Genomic DNA, 14,571 nt, shown 5'->3' with positions numbered 1-14,571 from the left:
GGCGTCGGAAACGTTAGATGATTACGTGACGCCCACCGCCCAGCTCCGGTTCGTCGCGGCCACGCACGACGACCCGTTGGCGCGGCCGCTGCTGGCCGAGCTGGCCGTCGAGTACACGCAGCGATACGGCGGCACACCCGACGCGCACCTGGCCTGGCTGCCCGTGCCGGCGGACGAGCTGGCGGCGCCCGACGGCGGCCTGCTCATCGGGGTGGTGAACGGCGCGCCCGTGACCGGCGGGGCGTTTCGGCGCTACGACGCCGACACCGCCGAGCTCAAGCGGATCTGGACCGACAGCGCGCATCGGCGCCGCGGTTACGCCCGGGCGCTGCTGGCGGCGCTGGAAGCCGAGGCCGCCGCGCGCGGGTACCGCCGGCTCTACCTGATCACCGGCAACCGGCAACCCGAGGCCGCGGCGCTCTACGACGCGACGGGCTATACCCGCATCGCCCCCGATCCGCTGCCGGACTGGGGCCCGTTCCTCCCGATCGCCTTCGAGAAGTGGTTGCGATGAGCGGCCAGTTTCATCTGGGCGTCGCGCTAGACGGATACGGGTGGCACCCCCAGGCGTGGCGGGCGGCCTTGGCCGCCGGAGCGCCGTCGGTGCTGGACGGTCGGTGTTGGGCCGGGCTGGCGGCCACGGCCGAACGCGGGCTGCTGGACTTCCTGACCATCGACGACACCCTGATGCCGCAGATCGGGCGAAGCGCGCGGCTTCATCCGGATCGGCTGACCGGGCGCGCCGACGCCGTGCTGGTCGCGGCGCGGATCGCCCCCGTCACGCGGCACATCGGGCTGATCCCGGTGGCCACGGTCACCCACACCGAGCCCTTCCACGTCTCCAAATCCATTGCGACCCTTGACTTCGTGTCGCACGGCCGGGCCGGTTGGCAGCCGCGGGTGAGCGCCACCACGCACGAGGCGGCCCTGTTCGGCCGCCGCGACGTCTCCGGGGTTCCCCTGTTCGACGAGGCCGGCGAGTACGTCGACGTGGTGCGCCGGTTATGGGACAGCTGGGAGGACGACGCCATCATCCGCGACGCGAGCACGGGGCGCTACGTCGACGTGACCAAGCTGCACTACGTCGACTTCACCGGGAAATACTTCTCGGTGAAAGGGCCCTCGATCACGCCGCGGCCACCCCAGGGTCAGCCCGTGGTGGCCGCGCTGGCGCACGCCGGCCCCGCCTACGAATTCGCCGCTGCCGGCGCCGACGTCGTCTTCATCACGCCCACCGACGGCGACTCGGTGCAAAGCATCCTCGCCGAGCTGCGCGCGGCGGGCGGCTCGCACCTGAAAGCCCTTGCCGACGTGGTGGTTTCGTTCGACGGCGCGGGCGACTTCCGTTCCGATGCGCTCGTCTTCGGCGGCACCGCAACGGAATTGGTGGATTTGCTGCTGGACTGGCGGCGGCTGGGCATTGACGGGGCGCGCCTGCGCCCGGCCGTCAACGCCACCGACCTGCCGGTGATCGTCGACGAGGTGGTACCGCTGCTGCAGCGGGCCGGGCTCTTCCGCACCGGCTATCGCGAGGGCGAGACCCTGCGCGCGCGCCTGGGCCTGCCCGTGGCGCCCAATCGGTATGCGGCGGTGCACCGATGACCCCGGTTCCGCTGTCGATCCTGGACCTGTCGCCGATCAGCTCGGGCGGCGATGCCGCGACCGCCCTGCGCAACACCGTCGAGCTGGCCCAGCACGCCGAGCGGTGGGGCTTTCGCCGGTTCTGGATCGCCGAACACCACTTCGTCGCCGTCGCCAGCGCGGCACCGGCCGTGCTGATCGGCCAGATCGCGGCCGCCACCAACACGATTCGTGTCGGTTCGGCGGCCGTGCAGCTCAGCCACACCACGGCCGCCGCGGTGGTGGAGAGCTTCGGCATGCTCGACGCGTTCCATCCCGGGCGCATCGACCTGGGCCTGGGCCGCTCGGCGCAGCGGCGGATCACCAAGCCGCGAACCCCGAAGCCGCCCCGACCCGAACCGTCCCGAGAGTGGCGCGAGGTCGACGGCGTCGTCATCCCGCCACCGTTCGACCTGCGCAAGCTGCTGGGCAGCGGACGGGTGCAGGCGACCCAGGCGATCCTGCAGCAGCCCGAGGCCGTCGCGCCCGACTTCGAAGAACAGCTGGGGGACATCATCGCGATGCTGGCCGGCACCTACGAGGTCGACGGGTTCGACGTGCACGCCGTGCCCGGCGAGGGCTCCGCCCTGACGCCGTGGATCTTCGGCAGCAGCAAGGGACGCAGCGCCCAGGCGGCGGGCGCGCGGGGGCTGCCGTTCGTGGCCAGCTACCACCTCACGCCGGCGACCGCGCTGGACGCCATCGACGCCTACCGGGACGCGTTCGTCCCGTCGAAATGCCTGCCGCGACCCTACGTCGTGGTGTCGGCCGACATCGTGGTCGCCGACGACACCGCCACCGCAAAGCATTTGGCGTCCAGCTACGGCCACTGGGTGTATTCGATCCGCGCCGGCGGCGGCGCCATCCCCTATCCCGATCCCGGCCAGTGCGAGCCCCTGACCGACGAGCAGCTGGAGGTCGTGATCGACCGCATAGCAACGCAATTCGTCGGCAACCCGGACGAGGTCGCCGAGCGGCTGGAAACGCTGCAACGCGCCACCGGCGCCGACGAGCTCGTCATCACCTCCGTCACCCACCGCCACGAGGACCGGCTGCGCTCGCACGAACTGATCGCCAAGCGCTGGGGGCTCACCGGATGAGCGTGCGGGAGGGCAAGCAGCGCAAGCCGATTCACCTGGCCGCCCACTTCCCGGGCGTCAACAACACCACGGTGTGGACCGATCCGCGCTCGGGCAGCCAGATCGAGTTCGAGTCGTTCGTGCACCTGGCCCGCACCGCCGAACGGGGATTGTTCGATTTCTTCTTCCTGGCCGAGGGGCTGCGCCTGCGGGAGCACCGCGGCCGCATCTACGACCTCGACGTGGTGGGCCGCCCGGACACCTTCACCGTGCTGGCCGCGCTCGCGGGCGTCACCGACCGGATCGGGCTGACCGGAACCATCAACACCACGTTCAACGAACCCTTCGAGGTGGCAAGGCAATTCGCGTCGCTGGACCACCTGTCCGGTGGGCGCGCCGGCTGGAACATGGTGACCTCGTCGGACGCCTTCACCGGCGCCAACTTCCGCCGCGGCGGCTTCCTCGACCACGCCGACCGCTACCAGCGGGCCGAGGAGTTCCTGTCGGTGGCCCGCCAGTTCTGGGACAGCTGGGCGCCCGACGCCGTGCTGGCCGACGTCGGGGCCGGGGTCTATGTCGATCCCGACCGGATCCGAAGCGTCGCGCACCGTGGCCCCCAGTTCGACGTGCGCGGGTTCGCCACGCTGCCCGCGGGGCCGCAGGGCCACCCGATACTGCTGCAGGCCGGCGACTCCGACGACGGCCGCGCGTTCGGCGCCCGCAACGCCGACGCGCTGTTCACGCTGCACGGGTCGCTTCAGGACGGTCAGCGCTACTACGCCGACGTCAAGGGCCGCGCCGCGTCTTGCGGCCGGGATCCCAACCGGCTCAAGGTCTTTCCCGCGGCGACGTTCGTCATCGGCGACACGGATGCCGAGGCGCAGGACCGGGCGCGGCACATCCGCCACCAACAGGTCAGCGGCGCGACGGCGATCGCGATGCTCGAACAGGTGTGGGGCCGCGAGCTGTCCGACCACGACCCGGACGGCCCGCTGCCCGATTTCGATCCCGTCGTCGACAGCGCCATCACCCAGGGCCGGGTCCGGCACGGCGACCCGGTCGCCGTCGCGCGCCGGTACCGCGAACGCGCCGAGGCCGAGGACCTGTCGATCCGCGAGCTCGTCATCGCCGTCACCAGCCGCGAGCAGTTCGTCGGCACGCCGAGTCACATTGCCGATGCCATCGACACCTACATCCAGGCCGACGCCTGCGACGGTTTCATCCTGGTGCCGCACCTGACGCCGCACGGCCTGGACGAGTTCGTCGACCGGGTGGTGCCGGTGCTGCAGGAGCGCGGCGCGTTCCGCACCGAGTACGCCGGCGAGACGCTGCGGGAGCACCTGGGGCTGTAACGCGCCCTACTTGTGGTACGCGTCGTCCTGGATGACCTTCACCCCGCGCCAGCCCCAGTAGACGCAATGGCGCTGGATGAGCCCGTCGGCGATCTCCATGACCTCGACAAAATCCATCTGCTCCCCGTCGGGCGAGTCGCGCGGGTATTCGAACATCATCGTCCGCGCACCGTCGGTCAGGTAGCCGGTCCGGTGGTAGGTCCGCAACGGCGGTTTGCGGGCCGCGACCCGCTCGAGCAGCGGTCGCAATTCGCTGCGCCCGTGGACTATTCCGGTTTCGGTGCCCAATGTCAGCGGAACCGCCGGGCTCTCCAGCACGGCGTCGGGGGCGTAGAGCGCCAGGAGCGCGTCGACGTCGTCTTCGCTGAGTGCCTTGTCCCAGTCGTGGTAAATGCGTTCGGCCGCTTGCTGGAAAGTTTCGTTAGCTGGCATGCCCAACGGGTACCCGGTTGGCCCGGGTGTCATCGCGATTCGACCACGGCTCCGCTTAATTTCTACATGCAACTGTTGCACTATGCTATAGTGGTTGGCGATGCGCAGGAGAGGGGTGTGCGCATGAAGGTCGCCATCGTCGGAGCCGGCATCGCCGGCCCAACGCTCGCGTACTGGCTTTGGCGTTACGGCCACGAGCCGACCCTGATAGAAAAGGCGCCGCGGCTGCGCACGGGCGGCTACGTGGTGGATTTCTGGGGTGGCGGCTATTCCGTCGCCGAGCGGATGGGGCTTACCCCCGAATTGCACGCCGCCGGTTACGTGGTCCGGGAGCTACGCCTGGTGGACCGGAATTCACGGAAGGTGGGCGGCTTTTCGGCGGAGTCGTTCCAGCGCAACCTCGATGGCCGCTTCGTCACCGTGCCGCGCGGTGATCTGGCCGCCATGATCCACCGCTCGATGGACCCGCATGTCGAAACCCTGTTCGGCGAAAGCGTTTCGGCCATCACGCAAGACGGCGCAGGGGTCCGGGTCACGTTCGCGGGCGGAAAGTCGAGGCGGTTCGACCTGGTCGTCGGCGCCGGTGGCATCCATTCGCCGGTGCGGGGCTTGGTGTTCGGGCCGCAATCTCGGTTCGAGGCCGACCTGGGCTACCGCGTGGCCGCCTTCGAGGTCGAGGGCTACCAGCCGCGTGACGAACTCGTCTACCTCGCCTACACCACACCCGGGCGAATGATCGCCCGGTTCGCGATGCGCGGCGAAAAGACTTTATTTCTCTTCGTTTTCACCGCCGAGCACATGCGCGGCCCCGACCCGCGGGACTTGCCGGAGGTCAGGACCGCACTGCGTCAAGTCTTCGGCGACACCGGGTGGGAATGCCCCGAGATCCTGCGCGAACTCGACGGCGCCCCCGACGTGTATTTCGACCGGGTGAGCCAAATCGTCATGGACCGCTGGTCGCAGGGGCGGGTGGCGCTCATCGGCGACGCCGCGGCCGCGGTCTCGCTGTTGGCGGGGGAGGGGACGGGTCTGGCGATGGTGCAGGGCTACGTGCTGGCCGGTGAACTCAGCCGCGCCGATGCCGATCACCGCGAGGCGTTTCTGCGCTATGAACGCCGGCTGCGTCCGATCGTCGAGGCCAGGCAGCGGTCGGCGCGCGCGTTCGCCTCGATGTTCGCGCCGAAGACGGCGCTCGGATTGTGGACCCGGAATCAGGCATCCAAATTGCTGGACATCCCGTGGGTCGCCGACCGGCTCATCAGGAGTGAATTCCGCGACGACATCGCCTTGCCCGAGTACGTCGCTGCGCGCTAGCTCGCCGACCAGTTCGTCATTGCGCCCGCTTGAGCGCCGCCTCCGTCGCCTCGCGGATCGGGCCGCGCCACACGTCGCCGTGACCGGGCAGCAGCACCTCGGTGTCCAGCGCGGCCAGCGCCTCCAGGCTGCGCAGGCAGTTGGCCTGGTCGTGGCTGAACACCGCCGGCAGCAGCTGCGGGCCGCCGCGACGCAGCAGGGGATGGCCGGTGATCAGGGCGTCGCCGCTGGCCAGCACGCCGTCGACGACGTACGAGCAGTGCCCGCCGGTGTGCCCCGGCGTCGCGACGGCCGTCGGGTTGCCGGGCAGGCCCGCCGCCACCTCGGCGGTCAGCGGCCGCGTCGACGGGATGCCGTCGCGGATCAGCCCGCCGTTGCGCACCACATGAACTCCCCACACCGCCCAGCGCGGCCGCCAAATGCGCAGTGCCACATCGAAAATGGACACCTGCTCCAGGTACTCCCGCTTGGCGTGCCCGACCTCGTCGGCGTGGCAGTACACCGGGGTGGCGTGCTCGCGGGCGAACCAGATCGCCGAGCCCAGGTGGTCGATGTGCGCGTGGGTCAACAGGATGGCGCGCACGTCGCCCGGCGCGTAACCCAGCTGGCGCAGCGACGCCAGCACGTCCTCGCGATCCCCGGGGTAACCCGCGTCGATCAGCAGCACGCCGGTGCCGTCGACGACCAGGGTCCAGTTCACGGCGTGGCCCCGGGCGAGGTAGACGGTATCGGTGACCTGAACTAGCTGCGCCATGCCCGCGAGTGTAGGAGTAGAAATAACCCGTGGCTGAACTCAAACTCGGATACAAGGCGTCCGCCGAACAATTCGCACCCCGCGAGCTCGTCGAACTGGCCGTCGCCGCCGAAGCGCACGGCATGGACAGCGCAACCGTCAGCGACCACTTCCAACCGTGGCGGCACAAGGGCGGGCACGCGCCGTTCTCGCTGGCCTGGATGACCGCCGTCGGCGAACGCACCGAGCGGATCGTGCTGGGCACCTCGGTGCTCACCCCGACCTTCCGGTACAACCCCGCCGTCATCGCCCAGGCCTTCGCCACCATGGGCTGCCTGTACCCGAACCGGATCTTCCTCGGCGTCGGCACCGGCGAGGCCCTCAACGAGATCGCGACCGGATACGAGGGCGAGTGGCCGGAGTTCAAGGAGCGCTACGCGCGACTGCGCGAGTCGGTGCGGCTGATGCGCGAACTGTGGCTCGGCGACCGCGTCGACTTCCAGGGCGAGTACTACAAGACCAAGGGCGCCTCGATCTACGACGTGCCCGAGGGCGGTATCCCGATCTACATCGCCGCGGGCGGACCGCAGGTGGCCAAGTACGCCGGGCGCGCCGGCGACGGGTTCATCTGCACCTCCGGCAAGGGCGAAGAGCTCTACAAGGACAAGCTGATCCCCGCGATGCGGGAGGGCGCCGAGGCGGCGGGCAAGAACGCCGACGACATCGACCGGATGATCGAGATCAAGATCTCCTACGACACCGACCCGGAACTGGCCCGGGAGAACACCCGGTTCTGGGCGCCGCTCTCGCTGACCGCCGAGCAGAAGCACAGCATCGACGACCCGATCGAGATGGAGAAGGCTGCCGACGCGCTTCCGATCGAGCAGATCACCAAGCGCTGGATCGTCGCGTCGGATCCCGACGAGGCCGTCGAAAAGGTCGGGCAATACGTCGAATGGGGCCTCAACCACCTGGTGTTCCACGCGCCGGGTCACGACCAGCGCCGGTTCCTGGAGCTCTTCGAAAAGGACCTGGCGCCCAGGCTGCGCCGACTTGGCTGAAAGTTCGGCGATATACATCGCCGCACCCGAGCCGGAGACCGGCAAGTCGACGATCGCGCTGGGGCTGCTGCACCGGCTGACCGCGACCGTCGCCCGGGTGGGCGTGTTCCGGCCCATCACGCGCCTCGGCGAGGACCGCGACTACATCCTCGAGCTGCTGCTGGAGCACACCACCGCCGGCCTGTCCTACGAGCAGTGCGTCGGGGTGACCTACCAGCAGCTGCACGCCGACGGCGACGCCGCGATCGCCGCCGTCGTCGACGCCTTTCACGCGATGGCGCAGTCCTGTGACGTGGTGGTGATCGTCGGCAGCGACTACACCGACGTCACCCGGCCGGCCGAGCTCTCGGTCAACGCGCGCATCGCGGCCAACCTCGGCGCGCCGGTGCTGCTGACGGTCAGCGGCAAGGGCCGGACCCCGAAGGAGGTCGCCGGCGTCGTCGAGGTGTGCCTGGCCGAGCTCATCGCCCAGCACGCCCACACCGCGGCGGTGGTGGCCAACCGGTGCGACCCGGCGCGATTGAGCGAGGTCGCCGAGGCGCTGGAGACCTTCGCCCAGCGCAGCTATGTGCTGCCCGAGGCGCCGCTGCTGTGCGCGCCGACGGTGGCCGAGCTGGAGAGGGCCGTGGGCGGGACTCCGGTCAGCGGCGAGGCGTCGCTGCGGGACCGCGAGGTCACCGACGTGCTGGTCGCCGGGATGACCGCCGATCACGTGCTGGAACGGTTGCGCGACGGCATGGCGGTCATCACCCCCGGCGACCGTTCCGACGTGGTGCTCGCCGTCGCCAGCGCCCATGCGGCGGAAGGGTTTCCGTCGCTGTCGTGCCTGGTGCTCAACGGCGGGTTCGAACTGCATCCGTCGATCGCCGCGCTGGTGAGCGGCCTGCGGCTGCGCCTGCCCATCATCGCCACCGCGCTGGGCACCTACGACACCGCCAGCGCGGCCGCCTCGGCCCGCGGCCGGGTCACCGCGATGTCGCAGCGCAAGATCGACACCGCGCTCGAGCTGATGGACCGACACGTCGACATCGCGGATCTACTTACCCAGCTTGCTATTTCGGTACCGACCGTGGTCACCCCGCAGATGTTCACCTACCAGCTGCGGCTGCGGGCCCGGGCGGATCGCAGGCACATCGTCCTGCCCGAGGGCGACGACGACCGCATCCTGCGCTCGGCCGGCCGCCTGCTGCAGCGCGGCGTCGCCGACCTGACCATCCTGGGCGACGAGGCGCGGATCCGGCTGCGGTCGGCCGAACTCGGTGTGGACCTCGACGGCGCGCACGTCATCGACCCGCTGGCGAGCGAGTTGCTTGACCAGTTCGCCGACCAGTACGCGGAGCTGCGCAAGGCGAAGGGCATCACCGTCGAGCACGCCCGTGAGATCATGCGCGACGCAACGTATTTCGGGACCATGCTGGTGTATAACGGCGCCGTCGACGGCATGGTGTCGGGCGCCGCCCACACCACCGCGCACACCGTCCGGCCGGCGTTCGAGATCATCAAGACCGTTCCCGACGTCTCCACCGTGTCCAGCGTCTTCTTCATGTGCCTGCCCGACCGGGTGCTGGTGTACGGCGACTGCGCGATCATCCCGAACCCGACGTCCGAGCAGCTCGCCGACATCGCGATCAGCTCCGCGCGCACCGCCGCGCAGTTCGGCATCGAGCCGCGGGTGGCCATGCTGTCCTACTCGACCGGCGACTCCGGCACCGGCGCGGACGTCGAGAAGGTCAGGACGGCAACGGATCTGGTGCGACGGCGCGATCCCGAGTTGCTGGTCGAGGGGCCCATCCAGTACGACGCCGCGATAGAGCCGTCGGTGGCGGCGACCAAGCTGCGCGATTCGCCGGTGGCCGGGCACGCCACCGTGCTGATCTTTCCGGACCTCAACACCGGTAACAACACCTACAAGGCGGTGCAGCGCAGCGCCGGGGCCATCGCGATCGGCCCGGTGCTGCAGGGGCTGCGCAAGCCGGTCAACGACCTGTCCCGCGGCGCGCTGGTCGAAGACATCGTGAACACCGTGGCGATCACGGCGATCCAGGCGCAGGCCACCCATGGCTAGCGGCAGCCGGCTGGTGCTGGTGATCAACTCCGGCTCGTCGTCGTTGAAGTACCAACTGGCGGAGCCGGACTCGGGCGCGGCGCGGTCGTCGGGCCACATCGAGCGGATCGGCGAGGACGGATCCGGCGTTCCCGACCACGAGGCCGCGCTGCAGCGTGCCTTCGACACCCTGGCATCCGACGGCATCGACCTGCGGACCTGCGGGCTGATGGCGGTGGGGCACCGGGTTGTGCACGGCGGCAACGAGTTCTATCGGCCGACGCTGATGGACGACGCGCGGCTAGCCGCACTGGAGAAGCTGTCCGAATTGGCCCCGCTGCACAATCCGCCCGCGCTCAAGGGAATCGAGGTGGCGCGCAAGCTGCTGCCCGACTTCCCCCACGTGGCCGTGTTCGACACGGCGTTCTTCCACGACATGCCCCCCGCGGCGGCGACCTACGCGATCGACCGCGAGGTGGCCGAACGGTGGCAGATCCGCCGCTACGGGTTCCACGGCACGTCGCACCGCTACGTCAGCGAACAGGCCGCCGCCTTCCTGGGCCGGCCGCTCGGCGGCCTGAAACAGATTGTGCTGCACCTGGGTAACGGGTCCTCGGCGTCCGCGATCGCCGGCACCCGGCCGATCGACACCTCGATGGGCCTGACGCCGCTGGAGGGCCTGGTGATGGGCACCCGCAGCGGCGACATCGACCCCAGCATCGTCAGCTACCTGTGGCACCGGGCGAACATGGGCGTCGACGACATCGAGGCCATGCTCAACGAGCGGTCCGGGGTGCTCGGCCTGGCCGGCGAGCGCGACTTCCGGCGGCTGCGGGCCATGATCGAATCCGGCGACGGCGCCGCGCAATTGGCCTACAGCGTGTTCATTCACCGGCTGCGCAAGTACATCGGCGCCTACCTGGCGGTGCTGGGCCACACCGACGTCATCAGCTTCACCGCCGGGATCGGCGAGAACGACCCGGCGGTGCGCCGCGACGCCGTGGCGGGCCTGGAGGAGCTGGGCGTCGTGCTCGACGAGCGCCGCAACCTCAGCGGCGGCCGGGGCGCGCGGCAGATCTCCGCGGAATCGTCGCCGATCGCCGTGCTGGTGATACCGACCAACGAGGAGCTGGCCATCGCCCGCGACTGCGTGCGCGCGCTAAGCGGTTAGGAAGCCCAGGCTGTTTCGTCCCGCCCCGACCGACGGCGTGGGGTCGGTCCCGACGGTTCGGGTCAGCAGTTCGTGGTAGACGTCGCGAAAGTCGGTGGTGTACTTCAGGTCCCCATCGTCGAGGTCGGTGAGGCTGGGTTCCTCGCCGTAGAAGCCGCCTTTAACAGGCCCGCCGGGCGCCCCCGCGACGAAGACGGGGCCGGCGGTGCCGTGGTCGGTGCCCTGGGACGCGTTGGCGTGGACGCGGCGGCCGAACTCGGAGTACGCCATCACGACCACATTCGGATCGCCCACCTGCTGCAGGAACGGCGCGACCGCCTCGTCGAACGTCTGCAGCAGCCGCTGCTGGGTTTCGCGTTCGTCGGCGTGGGTGTCGAAGCCGCCCAGTTGCACCGTGTAGACGCGGGTCGGGACGCGGGCCTTGACCGCGCCGGCGACCACGCCCAGCTGCGCGGCCAGCGAATTGCGGCCCTTGGCGGCGGGTTTCACCGACTCAAACGCGCCGTTGGCGGTCCGCGCGGCGCGGTAGGCCTTGCGCACCGCGGCCATCGCCGGAGTGTCCTCGGGGTCGTCGGCGCCCAGCGCGGCCATGATGCCGTCGAATTGCTGGGCCTTGCCCGGCATCCCGCCCGGGGAAAGCGCCGCTGCCGTGCACTTTTCGCCGACCGCCAGCGGCGGCAGGACGGGCCCGACGTTGACGGCACGCAGCGGATCGTCGCCGGTGGCGTCGAGCCAGCGGCCGATCCAGCCGGTCGCGACCGGCTCGGCCGGCGACGCCGTCTGCCAGATGTCCATGGAACGGAAGTGGCTGTGGTCGGGCTTGGGGTAGCCGACGCCGCGCACGATGGCCAGTTGGCGCCGGCTCCACAGCCCCGCCAGCCCCTTCATCGCCGGGTTCAGCCCGAGCCGCTCGTCGAGGTGGATCACGTCGCCCGGGGCGTACGCGAGTTCGGGGCGCGCGTCGTGATAGGCGTTGTCCCCGTAGGGAATCAGGGTGTTGATGCCGTCGTTGCCGCCGTACAGCGTGACGAGCACCAGCACGCCGGCGCCCTCGGGCAGCGGCCGGTCGCGGGCCGCGCGCATCAGGTCGGGCCATTCGACGGCCACCGCCGTCGAGAGGAGGCCGGCCGCGCCGACGCCCGCGCTGGCGATCAGGAATTTGCGGCGATTGATTTCGGGCATGGTCGGTCTCACGACGTCAGGTATTCGGGCGTGTTGACCGCGGCCGCGACCAACTGCGGAGGCGTGCGCACCAGGGGGGCCAGCGCGTCGGCGGTCCGGTCCGACCAGTCGCCGACGCCGATCAGGTAGCCGACCGCGTCGATGCGGTCGGCGGGGGCGGCGCTTTCGACGGTCGACAGGTCGCCCGAGTGCGCCAACTGCGTCGCGGCGCGCAGGCGTGCCCCGGCGCTGGCGGTGGACAGCCACACCTGGCCGCGGGGCCAGCCGCCGACGCTCGGCGGGTAGAACGGGCGTTGTCCCAGCGCCCGCAGCGTCGCGTCGGCGAGCTTGCGCTGCGCGGGATTTCCGATCGGCACGCGCAGCGCCCGCAGCACGCCGACGAGCCATTCGACCGGGGTGTTGACTCGCGTGGCTCGCACGCCGGTGAACTCGGCGTCGGTGAGGATCGCCCGGGTCAGCGCCCGCAGGTCGCGCCGTGGGCCGTATGCGCCGACGAGGCGGTCGAGCGCCCCGCGCGACGGCGGGTCGTCAGAGGCCAGCTGCTGCCACAGGCGACCCGCGACGTACTCCGCCGACTTGGGCTGCGCCAGCACCGCGTCGCAGAACGCGGCGGCGTCGAAGTTGCCGGAGGACCCGAACAGCGTCTTGGCCGTCGGGTCATGGCGTTTGGGCACCACCGCGGTTTGGCCGCCGGCGCCGATCACCCACCCCGTCAGCGCCCGCGCGCCGGCCCGCACGTCGTCCTCGGTGTAGCCGTTGCCATGGCCCAGCGCGAACAGCTCCATGAATTCGCGGGCCAGGTTTTCGTTGGGTGCCTTGGCCGTGCTGGCCTGCCCGTCGAGCCAGCGCAACATCGCGGCGTCGGTCAGCATCGCGTAGGCCAGCGAGCGGAAATCGCCCAGCGCCCCGGTACGCAGCTTCTGATTTTGCGCGGCCATATACGCGGCCACCCGAACCTTCTGCGCGGAAGTGGCGAAGTGGTTGTGCCACAACAGGGTCAGCTTCTCGTGGATCGGCTGCCCGACGTTGACCATGCGGCCCAGCCACCAATCGGACAGCGCGCGCTGCTGCTCGGACAGCGCGGCGTTGTATTGCTTGCGGGCCGCCTGTGGCGCGCCCTTTCCGGGCGCACGCGGCGCCTCCAGGGCGGGCATCGGGGTTGCCGCCGCGCCGGGGTCCGCGTCGGGGTCGGCGGCCAGGATGGCGTCGACGTATTCCGGCCAGTCCCGGGCGGCGACGGCGTCGACCTCGGGCCCCGTCACGCCGAACCCGGCCCGGCGCAGCGCGCGGGCCGTGGTGATCCACCGCGTGGACTGCCCCGGCATGCCCATAACTGTGCGGCACGAACCTATGCCTGGGCTGTGCGTGCGCCCACGGCTTTGCGTGTGAACGGGTGGCGGGATCGCGGCCAGTTTCCCGCCCTCGAATCACACGGAAAGCCACCATTTCACACCCGCCCTGTGGATAGCTGTAAACGCCGTTACCCATCGGCGTGCGACCGTTCCGGCATGGAATCGGGGAAACCGTTTATCGGCAGCAAGGCGTTGTCATCCGGGGCGTTGAGCCGGCACCAACTGCGGACCCGTTATCGTGCGGTCTTCCCGAACGTCTACCTGTCCAACGGCGCTCAGCTTTCGCTCGAGCGCCGGATCTCCGCCGCCTGGCTGTGGTCTGGCGGGAAGGCGACGATCGTGGGGGCGGCCGCCGCGGCGCTGCACGGCTCCAAGTGGATTCCCGACAATGTGCCCATCGAGCTGAACCAGTCCAACACCCGCCCGCCGCGCGGCGTGCTGACGCGGCGCGATGCGCTGTTGGACTGCGAGACGCAGGTGATGGACGGGCGCAGGGTCACCACACCCGAGCGCACCGCCTTCGACATCGGCCGGCGGGGCGCCATCCGCTCGGCGGTCGTTCGGCTCGACGACCTAGCGCGCGCAACGGGTTTTAAGGTCGACGACGTGCTGCGCATCGCGAAATGCCATTCCCAAACGCCCGGGCTCCGGCGGCTGGAGACCGCGCTGGAGCTGGTCGACCCCGGCTCCGCGTCGCCGAGGGAAAGCTATCTGCGGCTGCTGCTCATCGATGCCGGATTGCCTCGGCCGCAGACCCAGATCCCGGTGCTCGGCGTGGACGGCATGCCAGTCGCTCACATCGACCTGGGCTGGGAGGAGTACCTGGTGGGGATTGAATACGAGGGTGATCAACACCAGACCGACCGTCGGCGGTACGTCTACGACATCCAGCGCCTGGAGACGCTCGAGCGAATGGGCTGGATCATCGTCCGGGTCGTCGCCGAGGACCACCGCGCGAATATTGTGCGCCGAGTCCGCGCGGCGATGAGCGAACGCGGTTGGGCTGCATGCTGACTCGTCGCGTGTGAACTGACGGTTTTGGGGGTGGGTCAGTGGCGGGATTTGGGCGATTTTTACGCCCACGATTCACACCGAAAACCCAGGATTCACACGCGAACTCATCGGCCGTCGCGTGTGAACTGACGGCTTTGAGTGTGAGCCGGTGGCGGGATCTGGGCGATTTTCCCGCCCACGATTCACACGCAGCGCCCAGGATTCACACGCGAAGCCG

Annotated in this window: 13 protein-coding genes; 9 read left to right on the top strand and 4 right to left on the bottom strand. The window is 70.1% G+C overall.

Going from position 1 to position 14,571, the window contains the following annotated elements:
* Positions 1 to 25: 25 nt before the first annotated feature.
* From AC5Y2S_RS12085 to AC5Y2S_RS12070, 4 genes are read left to right on the top strand one after another with little or no spacing between them, the layout of a single operon-like run.
* Positions 26 to 514, top strand: coding sequence for a GNAT family N-acetyltransferase (locus AC5Y2S_RS12085; protein WP_499956368.1), 489 nt, complete (start codon positions 26 to 28; stop codon positions 512 to 514).
* Positions 511 to 1,602, top strand: a complete 1,092-nt coding sequence (locus tag AC5Y2S_RS12080; RefSeq protein ID WP_499956367.1) for an LLM class flavin-dependent oxidoreductase — start codon at positions 511 to 513, stop codon at positions 1,600 to 1,602. The genes AC5Y2S_RS12085 and AC5Y2S_RS12080 overlap by 4 nt, the downstream gene beginning before the upstream one ends.
* A complete protein-coding gene (locus AC5Y2S_RS12075; RefSeq protein ID WP_499956366.1) occupies positions 1,599 to 2,720 on the top strand; it encodes an LLM class flavin-dependent oxidoreductase in 1,122 nt (373 codons plus the stop codon). The genes AC5Y2S_RS12080 and AC5Y2S_RS12075 overlap by 4 nt, the downstream gene beginning before the upstream one ends.
* Positions 2,717 to 4,051, top strand: coding sequence for an NtaA/DmoA family FMN-dependent monooxygenase (locus tag AC5Y2S_RS12070; RefSeq protein WP_499956365.1), 1,335 nt, complete (start codon positions 2,717 to 2,719; stop codon positions 4,049 to 4,051). The genes AC5Y2S_RS12075 and AC5Y2S_RS12070 overlap by 4 nt, the downstream gene beginning before the upstream one ends.
* 6 nt (positions 4,052 to 4,057) lie before the next feature.
* Here AC5Y2S_RS12070 and AC5Y2S_RS12065 read toward each other — a convergent pair whose 3' ends face one another.
* The gene (locus AC5Y2S_RS12065; protein WP_499956364.1) at positions 4,058 to 4,483 is read right to left on the bottom strand and encodes a nuclear transport factor 2 family protein; all 426 of its coding nucleotides are present in this window, start codon (positions 4,481 to 4,483) and stop codon (positions 4,058 to 4,060) included.
* A 123-nt stretch (positions 4,484 to 4,606) separates the two neighbouring features.
* Between AC5Y2S_RS12065 and AC5Y2S_RS12060 the strand changes: the two genes are divergently transcribed.
* Positions 4,607 to 5,797 carry an FAD-binding domain gene (locus AC5Y2S_RS12060; RefSeq protein WP_499956363.1) on the top strand — a complete coding sequence of 397 codons (1,191 nt, stop codon included), beginning with the start codon at positions 4,607 to 4,609 and terminating at the stop codon, positions 5,795 to 5,797.
* 16 nt (positions 5,798 to 5,813) lie between these two features.
* Here AC5Y2S_RS12060 and AC5Y2S_RS12055 read toward each other — a convergent pair whose 3' ends face one another.
* A complete protein-coding gene (locus AC5Y2S_RS12055; protein WP_499956362.1) occupies positions 5,814 to 6,551 on the bottom strand; it encodes an MBL fold metallo-hydrolase in 738 nt (245 codons plus the stop codon).
* Between the two features lie 29 nt (positions 6,552 to 6,580).
* Between AC5Y2S_RS12055 and fgd the strand changes: the two genes are divergently transcribed.
* Genes fgd through AC5Y2S_RS12040 form a run of 3 tightly spaced genes read left to right on the top strand, consistent with a single transcriptional unit; the run spans position 6,581 to position 10,806 of the window.
* The gene (gene fgd / locus AC5Y2S_RS12050; RefSeq protein WP_499903047.1) at positions 6,581 to 7,591 is read left to right on the top strand and encodes a glucose-6-phosphate dehydrogenase (coenzyme-F420); all 1,011 of its coding nucleotides are present in this window, start codon (positions 6,581 to 6,583) and stop codon (positions 7,589 to 7,591) included.
* Entirely contained in the window at positions 7,584 to 9,656 is a 2,073-nt protein-coding gene (pta, locus tag AC5Y2S_RS12045; RefSeq protein ID WP_499956361.1) for a phosphate acetyltransferase, read from the top strand. Before fgd ends, pta begins: the two co-directional genes overlap by 8 nt.
* Entirely contained in the window at positions 9,649 to 10,806 is a 1,158-nt protein-coding gene (locus AC5Y2S_RS12040; RefSeq protein ID WP_499956360.1) for an acetate kinase, read from the top strand. The genes pta and AC5Y2S_RS12040 overlap by 8 nt, the downstream gene beginning before the upstream one ends.
* Here the strand turns inward: AC5Y2S_RS12040 and AC5Y2S_RS12035 are convergent.
* Together AC5Y2S_RS12035 and AC5Y2S_RS12030 are read right to left on the bottom strand one after the other, a co-directional pair.
* Positions 10,795 to 11,988 carry a DUF1501 domain-containing protein gene (locus AC5Y2S_RS12035; RefSeq protein ID WP_499956359.1) on the bottom strand — a complete coding sequence of 398 codons (1,194 nt, stop codon included), beginning with the start codon at positions 11,986 to 11,988 and terminating at the stop codon, positions 10,795 to 10,797. The genes AC5Y2S_RS12040 and AC5Y2S_RS12035 overlap by 12 nt on opposite strands.
* Before the next feature lie 8 nt (positions 11,989 to 11,996).
* The gene (locus tag AC5Y2S_RS12030; RefSeq protein WP_499956358.1) at positions 11,997 to 13,313 is read right to left on the bottom strand and encodes a DUF1800 domain-containing protein; all 1,317 of its coding nucleotides are present in this window, start codon (positions 13,311 to 13,313) and stop codon (positions 11,997 to 11,999) included.
* A gap of 183 nt (positions 13,314 to 13,496) precedes the next feature.
* On the opposite strand from AC5Y2S_RS12030, the gene AC5Y2S_RS12025 reads away from it, so the two are divergent.
* On the top strand, positions 13,497 to 14,354 hold the full coding sequence (locus AC5Y2S_RS12025) for an endonuclease domain-containing protein (RefSeq protein WP_499956357.1): 858 nt from the start codon (positions 13,497 to 13,499) through the stop codon (positions 14,352 to 14,354).
* Positions 14,355 to 14,571: the final 217 nt, after the last annotated feature.

Source organism: Mycobacterium sp. NGS69, from assembly GCF_059812165.1.
The sequence above is the reverse complement of the archived record's forward strand: the minus strand, read 5'-3'. Positions and strand labels throughout refer to the sequence as shown.